Annotated in this window: 11 protein-coding genes; 6 read left to right on the top strand and 5 right to left on the bottom strand. The window is 70.2% G+C overall.

The window, feature by feature from the left end; translation table 11 throughout:
* Window positions 1-417: a type II toxin-antitoxin system VapC family toxin gene (locus tag ASF43_RS12310; protein ID WP_056181124.1), complete on the bottom strand. Its 417-nt coding sequence runs from the start codon at window positions 415-417 to the stop codon at window positions 1-3.
* Window positions 414-668, bottom strand: coding sequence for an antitoxin (locus tag ASF43_RS12305; RefSeq protein WP_056183335.1), 255 nt, complete (start codon window positions 666-668; stop codon window positions 414-416). The genes ASF43_RS12310 and ASF43_RS12305 overlap by 4 nt, the downstream gene beginning before the upstream one ends.
* 81 nt (window positions 669-749) lie before the next feature.
* Here ASF43_RS12305 and pbpC point away from each other — a divergent pair, with 81 nt between their 5' ends.
* The 4 genes from pbpC (at window position 750) to ASF43_RS12285 (ending at window position 6,922) form a co-directional block, all read left to right on the top strand.
* On the top strand, window positions 750-2,879 hold the full coding sequence (gene pbpC / locus ASF43_RS12300) for a penicillin-binding protein 1C (protein ID WP_056181121.1): 2,130 nt from the start codon (window positions 750-752) through the stop codon (window positions 2,877-2,879).
* A gap of 318 nt (window positions 2,880-3,197) precedes the next feature.
* Window positions 3,198-5,174, top strand: a complete 1,977-nt coding sequence (locus ASF43_RS12295) for a PAS domain-containing protein (RefSeq protein WP_156373295.1) — start codon at window positions 3,198-3,200, stop codon at window positions 5,172-5,174.
* Between the two features lie 116 nt (window positions 5,175-5,290).
* Window positions 5,291-6,448, top strand: a complete 1,158-nt coding sequence (locus ASF43_RS12290; RefSeq protein WP_056181117.1) for an alpha-hydroxy acid oxidase — start codon at window positions 5,291-5,293, stop codon at window positions 6,446-6,448.
* A gap of 72 nt (window positions 6,449-6,520) precedes the next feature.
* Entirely contained in the window at window positions 6,521-6,922 is a 402-nt protein-coding gene (locus ASF43_RS12285; RefSeq protein WP_056181114.1) for a type II toxin-antitoxin system MqsA family antitoxin, read from the top strand.
* A 36-nt stretch (window positions 6,923-6,958) separates the two neighbouring features.
* Here the strand turns inward: ASF43_RS12285 and ASF43_RS12280 are convergent, their stop codons facing one another.
* On the bottom strand, window positions 6,959-8,614 hold the full coding sequence (locus ASF43_RS12280) for an acyl-CoA dehydrogenase family protein (protein ID WP_056181111.1): 1,656 nt from the start codon (window positions 8,612-8,614) through the stop codon (window positions 6,959-6,961).
* A gap of 133 nt (window positions 8,615-8,747) precedes the next feature.
* Here ASF43_RS12280 and ASF43_RS12275 point away from each other — a divergent pair, with 133 nt between their 5' ends.
* Together ASF43_RS12275 and ASF43_RS12270 are read left to right on the top strand one after the other, a co-directional pair.
* The gene (locus ASF43_RS12275) at window positions 8,748-9,680 is read left to right on the top strand and encodes a hypothetical protein (protein WP_056181108.1); all 933 of its coding nucleotides are present in this window, start codon (window positions 8,748-8,750) and stop codon (window positions 9,678-9,680) included.
* 142 nt (window positions 9,681-9,822) lie between these two features.
* Window positions 9,823-11,016, top strand: coding sequence for a DNA polymerase IV (locus ASF43_RS12270; protein ID WP_255358114.1), 1,194 nt, complete (start codon window positions 9,823-9,825; stop codon window positions 11,014-11,016).
* A gap of 101 nt (window positions 11,017-11,117) precedes the next feature.
* Here the strand turns inward: ASF43_RS12270 and ASF43_RS12265 are convergent, their stop codons facing one another.
* Together ASF43_RS12265 and ASF43_RS12260 are read right to left on the bottom strand one after the other, a co-directional pair.
* A complete protein-coding gene (locus ASF43_RS12265) occupies window positions 11,118-11,975 on the bottom strand; it encodes an alpha/beta fold hydrolase (RefSeq protein ID WP_056181100.1) in 858 nt (285 codons plus the stop codon).
* 113 nt (window positions 11,976-12,088) lie between these two features.
* Window positions 12,089-14,230: a GAF domain-containing protein gene (locus tag ASF43_RS12260; protein WP_162241803.1), complete on the bottom strand. Its 2,142-nt coding sequence runs from the start codon at window positions 14,228-14,230 to the stop codon at window positions 12,089-12,091.
* Window positions 14,231-14,232: the final 2 nt, after the last annotated feature.

The raw sequence follows: 14,232 nt of genomic DNA, 5'->3' as shown, positions 1-14,232 counted from the left end.
CTACCAAATCTCTACGGTCAGTCGATCCGGCACATGTCGAAAGGCCCGGTCTCGGCTCACCAGAACGGAGGCTGTTGCCACAGCGTGCGCCGCGATCATCATGTCCAGATCCGCGAGGCTCACGCCCCGTGCCTCCCACGCGGCACGGACCTCGCCATAGCACCTCGCAACGCCGTCGTTCCACACCAGCACGTCGGCCCGCAGCAAGAACTCGTCGATGCGACGGCGCAGCCCTTGCGGGCGCCCGACGCGCTGCCAGCCGTATTCCAGTTCTGCCAAGCTCACGCTGGAGATGGCGACCCTGCCTATCGGCGTCTGCCCAAGGCGAGTCAGCAGGCTGGCGTCCTTTGCTCGAATGACATGGCTGACGATGTTGGTGTCCAACAGGTACAACCCGCCCGAGGGAATGGCGCTCATTCAGCCCAGCCCTCGAAAGGATCCCGCTGTGTGCGCGTCTGCGTGCGTTCAGCGAGGAAGTCGTCCACATCCGGCGTCTGCGCGACGGCATCCAGAAATCCCTGCCAATCCGCCGGCTTGCGTGACAGGACGACATCGCCCGTCAACGGGTCGCGGCGAATGAACACTTCGGATTCCGCAAACCGAAACTCACGTGGCAAGCGCACCGCCTGGCTGCGGCCGGTCACAAATACCTTGGCTGTCTGTTGCATGGTCGATCTCCCGAGGAGCATGGTATGCCTCATGCTATCTACCATCTGATGCGACGTCAAACAAGAGGCCGGGTACGCCTGATGGATGTTCGGCAGCGACTGATTCACGTCGTGATCGTGCTCAGCGCGACCTCCACCCACGCCGCCGCCCTGCCTACCTACCACGAAGTCCGCGCCGACCACCGCCCCTCCGACACCCTGGTATTGGCGCGCGACGGCGAGCTGCTGCAGCGCGTGCGGACAGACGCCACCGTGCGCCGCGGCCCCTGGGTGCCGCTGGCCGACATCTCCCCCGCCCTGCGCACGGCCATGGTCATGAGCGAGGACCGGCTGTTCTGGCAGCACAGCGGCGTGGACTGGCGCGCCGTGTCGGCTGCGGCCTGGGCCAACCTGTGGAACAGCAGGACGCGCGGCGCGTCCACGCTGACCATGCAGCTGGCCGGCCTGCTGGACGAGGACTGGCGCCAGGGCCCGGGCGGGCGCACGGTCACGCAGAAGCTGGGCCAGGCCGTGGCCGCGCAGCGGCTGGAGCGCCACTGGCGCAAGGACCAGATCCTGGAGGCCTACCTGAACCTGGTGCCGTTCCGCGGCGAGATCGTGGGGCTGGATGCGCTGTCGCGCACGCTGTTCGGCAAGGCCGCGCATGGGCTGGATGCGCGCGAAGCGGCCGTCGCCGCGGCGCTCGTGCGCGGGCCGAACGCGGCGCCCGGCGTCGTCGCGCGCCGGGCCTGCGAGGTGCTGCGCGCCAGCACCGAAGCGCGTGACTGCCAGGGCCTGGAGCTGTTCACGCTGGGCGCGTTGCAGCGCCGCGCCCATGCACCCAGCGAAGGCATCGCGCCGCATGCCGCGCGCCAGGTGCTGAAGGAGGGCGCCGGCGGCCCGAGCGTCACCAGCAGCCTGGACGCCGGCCTGCAGCGCTTCGCCGTGCAGACACTGTCGCAGCACCTGCGCGAGCTGCATGGCCGCCACGTCGAAGACGGCGCGCTCGTCGTGCTCGACAACGCCAGCGGCGAGGTGCTCGCCTGGGTCGGCTCGTCCGGCGCACTGAGCCGCGCGGCCGAGGTCGATGGCGTGCTGGCGCAGCGCCAGCCCGGCTCCACGCTCAAGCCCTTCCTGTACGCCCAGGCCATCGCCGAGCGGCGCCTGACCGCTGCCTCGCTGCTGGACGACGCACCCACCCACATCCCCACGGCCAGCGGCCTGTACATCCCGCAGAACTACGACCGGCGCTTCAAGGGCCCGGTCTCGGTGCGCACGGCGCTGGCGGCCTCGCTGAACGTGCCGGCCGTGCGCACACTCGTCATGGTCTCGCCCGATGCGTTCGCGCGCCAGCTGGGCGCGCTGGGCCTGCCGCTGGCCAGGGCCGGCGACCACTATGGCTTCAGCCTGGCGCTGGGCAGCGCCGAGGTCTCGCTGCTGGCGCTGACGAACGCCTACCGCACGCTGGCCAACGGAGGCCGCTACGGCGCGACCACACTGCGCACCGGCGCCCAGCCGCCCATCGGCACCCCCGGCATCGACCCGCGCGCCGCCTTCATCGTCGGCGACATCCTGTCCGACCCCAACGCGCGCGCGCCCACGTTCGGCACCGACAGCGTGCTGGCCACGCGCATCTGGACAGCCGTGAAAACCGGCACCAGCAAGGACATGCGCGACAACTGGGCCGTGGGCTGGTCGCAGCGCTACACGGTGGGCGTGTGGGTCGGCAACGCGGGCGGCGCGCCCATGCACGATGTGAGCGGCACCAGCGGCGCAGCGCCGGTCTGGGCCGCGCTCATGCACCACCTGCACCGCCAGCAGCCCAGCCGCGCGCCGGCTGCGCCGCCCGGCCTGCAGCAAACCGCCGTGCGCTTCGGCGACGACCTGGAGGCCGCGCGCAGCGAATGGTTCCTGGCCGGCACCGCGCAGCCGCTGTTCGCGCTGGCCGCCAAGGCCGCCGACAGGGCCGCCACCCCGCGCATCCTGGCGCCGGTCGACGGCAGCATCGTGGCGCTGGACCCGGACATCCCGCCCACCCACCAGCGCCTGCGCCTGCGCGCGCAGGGGGCGGACGCGCGCTGGCGCCTGGACGGAAAGCCGCTGGGCCGGGGCGCAGAACTCGCCTGGCTGCCCTGGCCGGGCCGGCACCAGCTGCAGCTGGTCGATGCGCGCGGCGCGGTGCTGGACCAGGTTCGCATCGAAGTGCGCGGGGCCGGCGTCAAGGCGCGCTGACCGCTCTGCGAATACTCAACCGGGACGGCATGAAGCCAGTCCTCAATTTCATTGGATGCGCATGGAGGCACCGCCCACCATGCGGCCCAGCCCGTGACCCACGGCGCCCAAGAGCAATAGACGGAGACCGATGGCGCCATCGCGCAAGGCGTCGCCCGCGCAGCGCGACGGCCGGCGGGCGCGTCCAAAACGTGAAATATTTATCGCTTCGCGCAAAAAATACGCCTCGCTTCCAGACTGCTGGATTTGTATAGTGTTCCGTACCAATACAGGTCGCCATTAGCGTCAGCTGCGCCTAAGCGAGCGCCCCGGTTGCCCATGCCCTTGTCGCCCGACACGCTTGTGCAGTGGTCGGCGCTTGCCCCTGCTGTGCTGTGGGGCGCGCTGCTGATCGCTGCGGCATTGCTGGTCACCACGTGGTTGTGGTGGAGCCAGCGCAGCCGCCTGCGCCGTGCGCGCGAAGAGGCCAGCACGCTGCGGGCCCAGTTCAGGCAGCTGCAGGACCGGCACGAGCTGCTGGCCACGGCAGTGCACAAATCGCCGCTCGTGCCCTACCGCTGCGAGGCCAGGGTCGGTGGCCCGGTGCTGTTCGTCGGCGACGCCATCGAGCAGCTGTGCGGCTGGCCGGCCGAGGCGTTCACGGCACAGGGCAAGCTGCTGGACGACATCGTCCACCCCGAGGACCTGGATGCGCTGCGCGGCCGCCTGCGGCAGGCGCTCGGCGAGGGCACTGGCCTGCGCTTCGAATGCCGGGTGCTGCACCGCGACGGCCGCTGCTTCTGGGTGCACGGCCACAGCGACCTGCGCCGCACGCACGATGGCCGGGTCTTCATCGAAGGCGCGTTCCTGAGCATCGACGAGCGCAAGGCGCTGGAGCACCAGCTGTACGAGCGCGAGCACCTGTACAGCTCGCTGATCGCCAGCATCCGCGGCGCGGCCTACCGTTGCACGCCGGACGAGAACTGGACCGTGATCTTCATCAGCGACGTGATCGAGCAGCTGTCGGGCTGGCGGCCGGCGGACTACCAGGCCTCGGCCACGCTGTTGCGCGAGTTCATCCATGCGGAGGACCAGGCCATGGTGCACCGGCGCATCCAGGACACGATCGCCCAGGGCCAGGGCTACACGCTGGAGTACCGCGCCGTGCACCGCGACGGGCGGCAGTTCTGGGCCTGGGAGCAGGGCAATGCCGTGCGCAACGCCAGTGGCGAAGTGGTGTGGCTGGACGGCGTGATCATCGACATCAGCGAGCGCAAGGCCATGGAAATCGCGCTGCGCGATGCCAAGGAGCAGGCCGAGGAAGCGGCGGCGTCCAAAACCCTGTTCCTGGCCAACATGGGCCACGAAGTGCGCACGCCGCTGAACGCGATCATCGGCTTTTCCGAGATCGTGCTGAAGACTTCGCTGGACGCGTTGCAGCGCGAGCATGTCTACAAGGTGCGCCAGGCCGCGCGGGCCTTGCTCAAGCTGGTCAACGACGTGCTGGACATGGCCAAGCTCGAACGCGGCCAGTTGACGCTGGCTGCCGGCGATTTCTCGCTGCACGAGTTGGCGCACGATGCCGTGCAGACGCTGCGGCCGCTGGCGGACAGAAGGGGCCTGGCGCTGCAGCTGGACATCGACCGGTCGCTGCCGCAGTGGTTCCATGGCGACGCGCCGCGCCTGCGCCAGGTGCTGGACAAGCTGCTGGACAACGCCGTCAAGTTCACCGAGCGCGGCTCGGTGCGCCTGCAGCTGGGGACGCAGGACGGCCGCCTGCTGCTGGCCGTGCACGACACCGGCATCGGCATCGCCCCCGACCGGCAGGACTGCATCTTCGAAGCCTTCACGCAGGCCGACCCGTCGATGAGCCGGCGCTACGGCGGCGTGGGCCTGGGCATCACGATCGCGCAGCAACTGGTGCGGCACATGGGCGGCAGCCTGGGCGTGCAGAGCACACCGGGCGTGGGCAGCAGCTTCCGCGTGCTCGTGCCGCTGGCGCCCGCCGCCCATGCACAGCCGGCGCAGGCGCTGCGGCCAGCGGCCGCCCCACTGCAGGCCGTGGCCGCGGAGCCGGAGCCACGGCCGCACCGGCTCGACCGGGCCGCCGCGCCGCTGGCCCTGCCCGAGTCGGTGCGCCAGGCCATCCACGCGCTGCGCAGCGGCGACCATCCGGACGCCACGCTGCCTGAGCTGTTGCACCTGCTCCGCGGCCTGGGCCTGGCCGCGCAGGCCGCGCAGGTGGAATCGGCCCTGGCGATGTTCGACCTGGACCGCGCCGCCGAACTGCTGGAGACCCTGCCGGCCCGCCTGTGAGCGCCCCTGCCGTGGCGCGTGAGCGCGATTGCAGCGGCCGCAAAAAACGCTCAGCTTGCCGCACGGCAAAGCGGGCTAGGATGGCGGCCCGAAAAGAAGCCCCCAGGAGAAGCAGGATGCCCATCATCACGACCGTCGAAGACCTGCGCGTGCTGGCCGAGCGCCGCGTGCCGCGCATGTTCTACGACTACGCCGATTCGGGCTCCTGGACCGAGAGCACCTACAAGGCCAACGAGGCCGATTTCCAGAGGATCAAGCTGCGCCAGCGCGTGGCCGTGAACATGGAAGGCCGCACCACCGCCACCACCATGGTCGGCCAGGTGGCCAAGATGCCGGTGGCCATCGCGCCGGTCGGCCTCACGGGCATGCAGCATGCCGACGGCGAGATCCACGCGGCGCGCGCGGCCGAGAAGTTCGGCATCCCGTTCACGCTGTCGACCATGAGCATCTGCTCGATCGAGGACATCGCCGAGCACACGCAGGCGCCGTTCTGGTTCCAGCTCTACATGATGCGCGACCGCCAGGCCATGGCCAACATGATCGAGCGCGCCCGCGCCGCCCGTTGCAGCGCGCTGGTGCTGACGCTGGACCTACAGGTCATCGGCCAGCGCCACAAGGACATCAAGAACGGCCTGACGGCGCCACCCAAGCCCACGCTCAAGAACATCCTGAACCTCATGACCAAGCCCCGCTGGTGCCTGGGCATGGCCGGCACCCAGCGCCGCACCTTCCGCAACCTGGTCGGCCATGTGAAGGGGGTGTCGGACATGAGCTCGCTGTCGGCCTGGACCAACGAGCAGTTCGACCCCAGCCTGTCGTGGGCCGACATCGAATGGGTCAAGAAGCAATGGGGCGGCAAGCTGATCCTGAAGGGCATCATGGTCGCGGAAGACGCCGTGCTGGCCGCCGACGTCGGCGCCGATGCCATCGTGGTGAGCAACCACGGCGGGCGCCAGCTCGACGGCGCGCCCAGCTCCATCGCCGCGCTGCCCGCCATCGTCGATGCGGTGGGCAACCGGCTGGAGGTCTGGATGGACGGCGGCATTCGCAGCGGCCAGGACGTGCTCAAGGCCTGGGCCCTGGGCGCGCGCGGCACCATGATCGGCCGCGCCATGGCCTACGGCCTGGGCGCGATGGGTGAGGCCGGCGTGACCAAGGCCTTGCAGATGATCCACAAGGAACTGGACGTGACCATGGCCTTTTGCGGCCATACGAATCTGCAGAACGTGGACAGCAGAATCTTGCTGCCGGGCAGCTTTCCGACGTCTTCCTGAGCGACGGGAAGCCAAGCTGACACTGGCCGCCATCGACGATGTGCTGATCGTCTCGTTCAAGGAGCTGTGAACATGAAATGTCCTGTATGCGGCGCGGCAGAACTGGTCGGCGACACGCGCGACTTGCCATACAGCTACAAGGGCGAGACGACGGTCATCGCGGCGGTCACTGGCGATTTCTGCCCGGCTTGCGCGGAGTCCATCCTCGACGCCAGCGAATCCGACCGCGTCATGCGCGAGATGCGCGCCTTCCAAAAGCAGGTCAACGCGGCCATCGTCGACCCGTCGTTCATCGCGGGCGTACGCAAGAAACTAGCGCTGGACCAACGCGAAGCCGCAGAGATCTTCGGCGGCGGCGCCAATGCGTTCTCGCGCTATGAGAACGGCAAGACCAAGCCACCACTGGCCTTGGTCAAGCTGCTCAAGGTGCTGGACCGGCATCCTGACCTGCTCGATGAGGTCAGGGCCGCGTAGCGCCGTTCAGCGCGGCGTGCTGGCGCCGTCATGGCGCTACGCAGCCAGCACCTGCTCGAACAGCCCGCGCGCGATGACCTTGAGGGCCAGCGTCTCCTCGGCGCCCTCGAAGATCGACAGCACGCGCGCGTCGACGAAGTAGCGGCTGACCGGCGTCTCCTCGGCGTAGCCCATGCCGCCGTGCAACTGCAGCGCCTCGCGCGTGAGGAGCTCGGCCGAGCGGCAGGCCAGCAGCTTGATCTGCGCGGCCTCGACGCGGCCCTGGCCCTCCTCCAGCCGCTCGCCGACGGCGTAGGCCGTCTGCCGGCACGCGGCGAAGCGCGCCGCCATGCGCGCCAGCTTGGACTGCGTGAGCGGGAAGTCGATCAGCGGCTGGCCGAACACCTTGCGGTCCTGCGTGTAGCGCAGCGCGGCGCGCAGGGCGGCGCGCATCACGCCCGAGGCGCGCGCGGCAGTCTGCATGCGGCCGCCGACCATGCCGGCCATGTTGAAGTAAAAGCCCTTGCCCAGGCCGGCCTCGCCGCCCAGCACATGGCTGTCGGGCACGAAGACGTCCTCGAACGCGAGCTCATACGAATGCATGCCGCGGTAGCCGATGGTCGGGATGGCCTGGCCGCGCAGCCGGCCGCCGCCGTCCTGGCGGAAGTCGAAGGCGTGGGCGTCGTCCGATGGCTTTTCGACCAGCAGGATGGACAGGCCCTTGTAGCCCGCGGCCTTGTCGGGGTCGGTGCGCGCCACCACCATCAGCAAGCCGGCCTTGCCGGCGAAGGTGCACCAGGTCTTGGCGCCGTTGAGCTGCCAGCCGCCTGCCACGCGCGTGGCCTTGAGCGCCAGGCTGGCCACGTCCGAGCCGTGGTCGGGCTCGGTCATGGCGATGGCGCACAGCGGCTCACCCGCCGCGAGCCGGGGCAGCCAATGCTCCTTCTGCGCCGCGGTGCCGCCGGCCAGCAAGGCGCGCGACAGGATCTCGGGCCGTGTGATGAGGCTGCCGGCCGCGCCCAGCGAGGCCTCGGACAAGGCCTCGGTCACGGCGATCATCATGGCCGTGTCGTCGTGGTTGCCCGGCGCGCTGCCGCCGTATTCCTGCGGGATCGACAGGCCGAACACGCCCATCTCGCGCAGCGGGCCGAGCAGCGTCTCGGGCACGGTCAGGTCGTGCTGGTGGATGTGGGCCGCCAGCGCAGCGACGACTTCGGCGCCGAAGCGGCGAAACGCCTGCTGGGCCATGGCCACATCCTCGCTGAGCCGCACGGGGCCGATCTCGCCGTCGGATGCGGCCAGCGCGCGTGCCGTGCGCGCCAGCGCCTCGGGGCCGGCGGCGGCGCGGCGCAGCGCGGCCCAGGCGGGCGTGTCGCCCAGCGCGCGCAGCGCGGCCAGGTCCAGCGCCTCGTCCACGGCCACGGCCTCGAGCCGGGCCAGCACGCTGGCGATGGACTCGGTGGCGAACAGCAAGGCCAGCGCGCGGTCCAGCGCGCCGGGCGCCACCTTGCCCAGCACCGTGGTGCAGGCCAGCAGCTCGGCGCTGGCCCAGGCCAGCTCGTAGGACACGCCCTGGCGCGCATCCAGTGCGCGCGGGTCGAGCCGCCCCCCGGCGCTGCAGCGCCCTGCCACGGCCCGCACGGTGGCGTCGAACTGCGCACGCAGCGGCTCCAGCAGGTGTCGCGCCGTTTCAACAAGGTCCAGCTCAGCCATGCGTTTGTCTCCGTACGAGGGGGGTCGGACGATCATAGCGACGCACTCCTGTGTCATCATCGTGACGAATCCAACCAATCTTCTGCGCGCCATACAGCACAAATGGCGCGCCCAGTCCAGCCGGAGGTTTTTCATGCCGTCCCCCAAGTACCGCCTCGTCACCCGCAGCGATTTCGACGGCCTGGTCTGCGCCGTGCTGCTCAACGCCCTGGACATGATCGACGAGATCAAGTTCGTCCACCCCAAGGACATGCAGGACGGCAAGATCGAGATCACGGACCGCGACATCACGACCAACCTGCCCTATGTGCCGGGCGCGTACATGGCCTTCGACCACCACCTGTCGGAGACGCTGCGCAACAAGAGCGGCCTGGCCAACCATGTGATCGATGCCAGCGCGCCGTCGGCCGCGCGCGTGGTCTACGACCATTTCGGCGGCGCGGCGCGCTTCCCACAGATCTCGGTGGAGATGATGGATGCCGTGGACAAGGCCGACTCGGCGCAGTACGTGCGCGACGAGATCCTGAACCCCACGGGCTGGGTGCTGCTGAACTACCTGATGGACGCGCGCACGGGCCTGGGCCGCTTCCGCGACTTCCGCATCAGCAACTACGCGCTGATGATGGATTTGATCCGCTACTGCCGAGACCACGTGATCGAGCAGATCCTCGATCTGCCCGACGTGCGCGAGCGCGTCGACCTGTACCGCGAGCATGCCGACAAGGCACGCGCGCAGATCGACCGCTGCAGCACGGTCTACAACCGCGTCGTGGTGCTGGACCTGCGCAACGAGGAAACCATCTGGGCCACCAACCGCTTCATGATCTATGCGCTGTTCCCGCAGGTGAAGGTCTCCATCCACGCGATGTGGGGCGTGCAGAAGCAGAACACCGTGTTCGCCACGGGCAAGTCGATCCTGGACCGCAGCAGCCGCTGCAACGTCGGCGAGCTGATGCTGCAGTACGGCGGCGGCGGCCACCATGCGGCCGGCACCTGCCAGGTGCCCAACGACCGTGCCACGCCGGTGCTGCGCGAACTCATTGAAAAAATCAACGCCGCGGGGTAAGAACCCTTCGGGCGGCTGCGCCGCGCCCCTCTTTCTGCAACGCGACAAGGGGGCGCACCGGCAGCTTGGCAGGGCCAGCCCCTGCGTGCGCCCCGCAAGGAGCTCAGACTGTGCGAAAGTGCAGTGTTTTGAGTACAGCGCTGTGCCTGCGCCACCAGCTCCCGCCCCGATCCGCCGCATCGCCCACCTCGACATGGACGCGTTCTACGCGTCGGTCGAGCTGCTGCGCTATCCGCAATTGAAGGGCCTGCCGGTCGTGATCGGCGGTGGGCGGCGACAGGCCGACAGCGTGCTGGCCCAGCGCGAGAACCTGCCGCTGGACCAGTTCCCGCGCCTGGCCGACTACGCGGGCCGTGGCGTGATCACCACCGCCACCTACGCGGCACGCGCCTTCGGCGTGGGCTCGGCCATGGGCCTCATGAAGGCCGCCAAGCTATGCCCGCAGGCCATCCTGCTGCCGGTGGACTTCGACCAATACCGCCACTTCTCGCGGCTGTTCAAAAGCACCATTTTGGAGATCGCCCCGCTGATGGAGGACCGCGGCGTGGACGAGGTCTACATCGATTTCACCGAGGTGCCCGGCGGCCAGCGCGAGGGCGGGCGCGTGCTGGCGCGGCTGATCCAGAAGGCCATCTTCGAGCGCACCGGGCTGACGTGCTCGCTGGGCGTGGCGCCGAACAAGCTGATCGCCAAGATGGCCAGCGAGTTCAACAAGCCCAACGGCATTTCCATCGTGCACGAGGCCGACCTGCAGACGCGCATCTGGCCGCTGGCGGCGCGCAAGATCAACGGCATCGGCCCCAAGGCCGAGGCCAGGCTGGCGGCACTGGGCCTGTCGACCATCGGCGACCTGGCCGCCAAGGACCGCGCCTGGCTGGTCGAGCATTTCGGCAGGTCCTATGGCGCGTGGATGCACGAGGCTGCCTGGGGCCGCGACAGCCGGCCGGTGGTGACCGAGAGCGAGCCCGTCTCCATGAGCCGCGAAACCACGTTCGACCGCGACCTGCATGCCGTGCGCGACCGGGCCGAGCTGTCGGCCATCTTCACGCACCTGTGCGAGAAGGTCGCCGACGACCTGCAGCGCAAGGGCTACGTGGGCAAGACCATCGGCATCAAGTTGCGCTTCGACGACTTCAAGATCGCCACGCGCGACCAGACCGTGGCCACCTTCACGGCCGACGCCAAGGCCATCCGCCAGGCCGCCGGCCAGTGCTTGAAGCGCGTGCCGCTGGAGCGCCGGCTGCGGCTGCTGGGAGTGCGCGTGGGCGCGCTGCGCAAGGCCGCCGAACTGGCGGCCGAGCCGCCCATCGAGGCGGCCAACGGCGAGCTGTTCTGACCGTCCAGGGTGTGCCGACCGCGCCCTGCCCGGCTTGCGCATGCCTGCATGCGCCAACGAGGCTGGAGGCCGGTCTGGACATGGCGAGGCGTCCCGATGGGTCAGGCCAGGACCTGGCGCAATGCGGCGTCGAAGGCATCCGGCCGCTCATATTGCACCCAATGCCCGGCCTCGTCGACCAAGGTCAGGCCCTGGAAGTGCGGCGACTCGGCAAAGGCCTTCGCCAGCGCCTCCATGCGGCCCGCGTACAGCACGTCCTCGTTGCCATAGATCGCGTGCACCGGGCAGGCCACGCGCTGCAGCGCGTTCTTCAGGGCCTCGGTGCGCGCCAGGCGGCGGCGCTGCATGCGGTCGCGTTCCACGTTGGCGCCGTGCAGCGCCAGCGCGAGCGCGTCGATGGCCTCGGGCTTGTGCAGCATGAGCACGGCCAGGTTGTGCCGGTGCACGGCCTCGCGCGCGGCTGCATCGGGCAGATGGCGCCAGCCGCGCAGCGCGATCTGGCCGGCGTCGGAGACGCCCATGGCGGGCGCGCCGACGAGGACCAGGCGCGTGGCGCGCGCCGGGTGCTCGGCCAGCAGCAGGCCGGCCGTGAGGCCGCCGAACGAGAAGCCCACGAGGTCGCAGGCCTGTGCGCCCAGCAGCAACTGCAGGCCCTGCTCCAGCGCAGGTGCCACGGCGTCGGCATCACCGCCGCCGGGCGGCACCGCCGAATCGCCAAAGCCCGGCAGATCGGGCGCCAGCACCTGGCGGCCTGCCGCCACTAGCGCGTCGATGTTGCGCACCCAGTGCGTCCAGCTGCCGCTGCCGCCGTGCAGCAGCACGACAGGGCCGCGCGGGCCGGCATCGGCCGGCCCCCAGCGGTGCCATTGGATGTGGCCGTCGCCACAGGGCGTCTGCAGGGGTTGGGCCGCGGCCTGCAGGCGCGCGATGGGATTGGGAAGCGTGCGGGCGAAAGGCATCGGCGGTTTATACCGCCGGGGCTTTCATCGCGCTGTCACTACAGCACGCCGCCAGCGCCTGGGGTCCGTGGCAAGCGGGGCCCCTGCGTAGGCGCTGCAGCGCACCGCCCGCTTCATGTGGCCGCGCCGGGCTCCGCGCGCAGCGTCAGCGTGAACAGCACATAGGGATCGGCGTAGGCGTATTCCAGGTCGCCGCCGTGCGCCCGCGCGATGTGGCGCGCGATGTACAGGCCCAGGCCCAGGCCATCGGCCGTGGCGCGGATGCCGGTGGGCGTGGCGCGGAAGGGGTCGAACATGACGTCGGCGGCGACGGGCTCGACCTCAGCGCCGACGTTGCTGATCTCCAGCACCACCAGATCGCCCTGCTGCTGCAGCTGCACGACCACGGACTCGTCCGGCGCGCCATGGCGGCGCGCGTTGCCGATCAGGCAGGCCAGCAGCTGGCGCAGCCGCGCCACGTCACCCGCGAACGGCAGCGCACGCGGGATCTCGCGCACGAAGCGCAGCGCCGGATGGGCGGCCGCCTCCTCGTCCAGCATGCGGTGCAGCAGCTGGCCCAGGTCGACGGGCTGCACATTGAGCGCCAGGCCCTCGCCCTTTTGCAGCAGCGCCGCGTCGAGCACCTGGGCCACGAAGCGCTGCATGCGCCCGCCGGCCTGCTGCACGGAGGCCGCCTGGAGCTGCTCCGGCGTGCCCATGCCGGCGCTCAGCATGGACAGCAGATGGCTGCGGGCCCGGTCCAGCTCGGCGTTGCGCGCCACGCTGGCGCGCATGAGGTCGGCTACCAGCGCGTGGGCGATCTCCAGGTCGGTCTCGCTCCAGGGCACGCACTGGCCGCGCACCGTTTCCTTCCAGACGTCGAAGCTGCCGCGCGGCGTGAGGCGCGGCCCCATGGGGCCGTGGTCGTAATGCTTGTCGGGCTTGCCGCCCCAGGCGATGGTCTCGACCTGCTCCTTGCGCAGCAGCACCAGCCAGCCAGCCGTTGCGCTGGAAAAGCGCAGCGCGAGAAAGCCGCACCAGATGCCCAGCGCGTCCTGCAAGCCGGGGGGCAGGCCCGCCAGCGAGGCGCGGCTGTACAGGCCGGAGGCCGCCTGGGGCTGGGCCTGCAACCAGGGCACCAGCTCGCGCGCCGCCTCGGCCGGAACGCCGACGGACGCGATACGGCCCTGCTCTGCCAGCACCAGGCCATGGGCCTCGAACATGCCGTACAGCGCCTCGGCCGCCGGCAGCAGCGCAAACACGCCGTCATCGGCATGCAGCACGTCCTCGATGGCGCGGGCGCGCACGGAGGCCGCCGCCTCCAGCCGGTGCGCGCTGGCGCGGGCGAGCGCGCTCTGCACGTTGGCCGCCAGGATGTGGGCCAGCACGTCGCAGGCCGAGCGCACGCGGTAGGGCACGTGGCGCGGCGACATGTGGTGGCAGGCCAGCATGCCCCACAGCTTGCCGTGCACGACGATGGAAATGCTCATGGACGCCTGCACGCCCATGTTGGTCAGGTACTCGATGTGCACGGGCGAGACGGCGCGCAGCACGCTGTGGCTCATGTCCAGCGGCATGGCGGCGGCGTCGGCGCGGGCTTCGACGGGGACGGATGCACTGCCCACCGCGACGATGATGCGCAGCGTGTTCAGCGTGTAGAGGCGGCGCGCCTGGGCCGGGATGTCGCCGGCGGGGTAACGGCGGCCGGCCAGCGGCTCCAGCGCGTCGGCCTTGGCCTCGACCACGACATCGCCGCTGTCGTCGTGGCGGAAGCGGTAGGCCATGACGCGGTCGAAGCCGGTCAGCGTGCGCACCTCCTGCGCCGCGGCAGCCAGCAGGTCATCCACGGTGCGCTGGCGCTTGATGCGCGTCAGGGCGCGGTGGCCCTTGAAGGCGTCGTCTGCGAAGCCGGCGGCATCGGGGGCGAGCAGTTCCAGTTCAGCGAGCACGGTGTCGCCCACACGGTGGCCGATCATCTCGAAGGTCTGGCCGGCCAGTTCCACTTCGGTGGCGGCGGGCTGGACGTCGCCGGCCTCGGCGGCGAAGCATTCCTGCAGCAGCTCCAGCATGTCGGCATCGGCCGCAAAGCAGGTCTCCTGCAGTGGCTGGCCCAGTGCCGGCGCCAACGCCCCGAGCAGTGCCTCGGCGTTGGCACTGCGGTGGCTCACGCGCTGCGCGAGGTCGAAAGCCACCAGCACGCCGTGCGACTGGATGCGGCCCGGGATGTGGATCGGCTCGTGGTCGCAGTTGTCCAGGCCGACTGGCGCCTTGAACACGG

This window comes from Pseudorhodoferax sp. Leaf267 (genome assembly GCF_001422405.1).
Lineage (GTDB): Bacteria > Pseudomonadota > Gammaproteobacteria > Burkholderiales > Burkholderiaceae_C > Pseudorhodoferax.
The sequence above is the reverse complement of the archived record's forward strand: the minus strand, read 5'-3'. Positions and strand labels throughout refer to the sequence as shown.

Coding starts and splice junctions, on each gene's coding strand:
- ASF43_RS12310 (WP_056181124.1), bottom strand. CDS start 417: ATGAGCGCCATTCCCTCGGGCGGGTTGTACCTGTTGGACACCAACATC.
- ASF43_RS12305 (WP_056183335.1), bottom strand. CDS start 668: ATGCAACAGACAGCCAAGGTATTTGTGACCGGCCGCAGCCAGGCGGTG.
- pbpC (WP_056181121.1), top strand. CDS start 750: ATGGATGTTCGGCAGCGACTGATTCACGTCGTGATCGTGCTCAGCGCG.
- ASF43_RS12295 (WP_156373295.1), top strand. CDS start 3,198: ATGCCCTTGTCGCCCGACACGCTTGTGCAGTGGTCGGCGCTTGCCCCT.
- ASF43_RS12290 (WP_056181117.1), top strand. CDS start 5,291: ATGCCCATCATCACGACCGTCGAAGACCTGCGCGTGCTGGCCGAGCGC.
- ASF43_RS12285 (WP_056181114.1), top strand. CDS start 6,521: ATGAAATGTCCTGTATGCGGCGCGGCAGAACTGGTCGGCGACACGCGC.
- ASF43_RS12280 (WP_056181111.1), bottom strand. CDS start 8,614: ATGGCTGAGCTGGACCTTGTTGAAACGGCGCGACACCTGCTGGAGCCG.
- ASF43_RS12275 (WP_056181108.1), top strand. CDS start 8,748: ATGCCGTCCCCCAAGTACCGCCTCGTCACCCGCAGCGATTTCGACGGC.
- ASF43_RS12265 (WP_056181100.1), bottom strand. CDS start 11,975: ATGCCTTTCGCCCGCACGCTTCCCAATCCCATCGCGCGCCTGCAGGCC.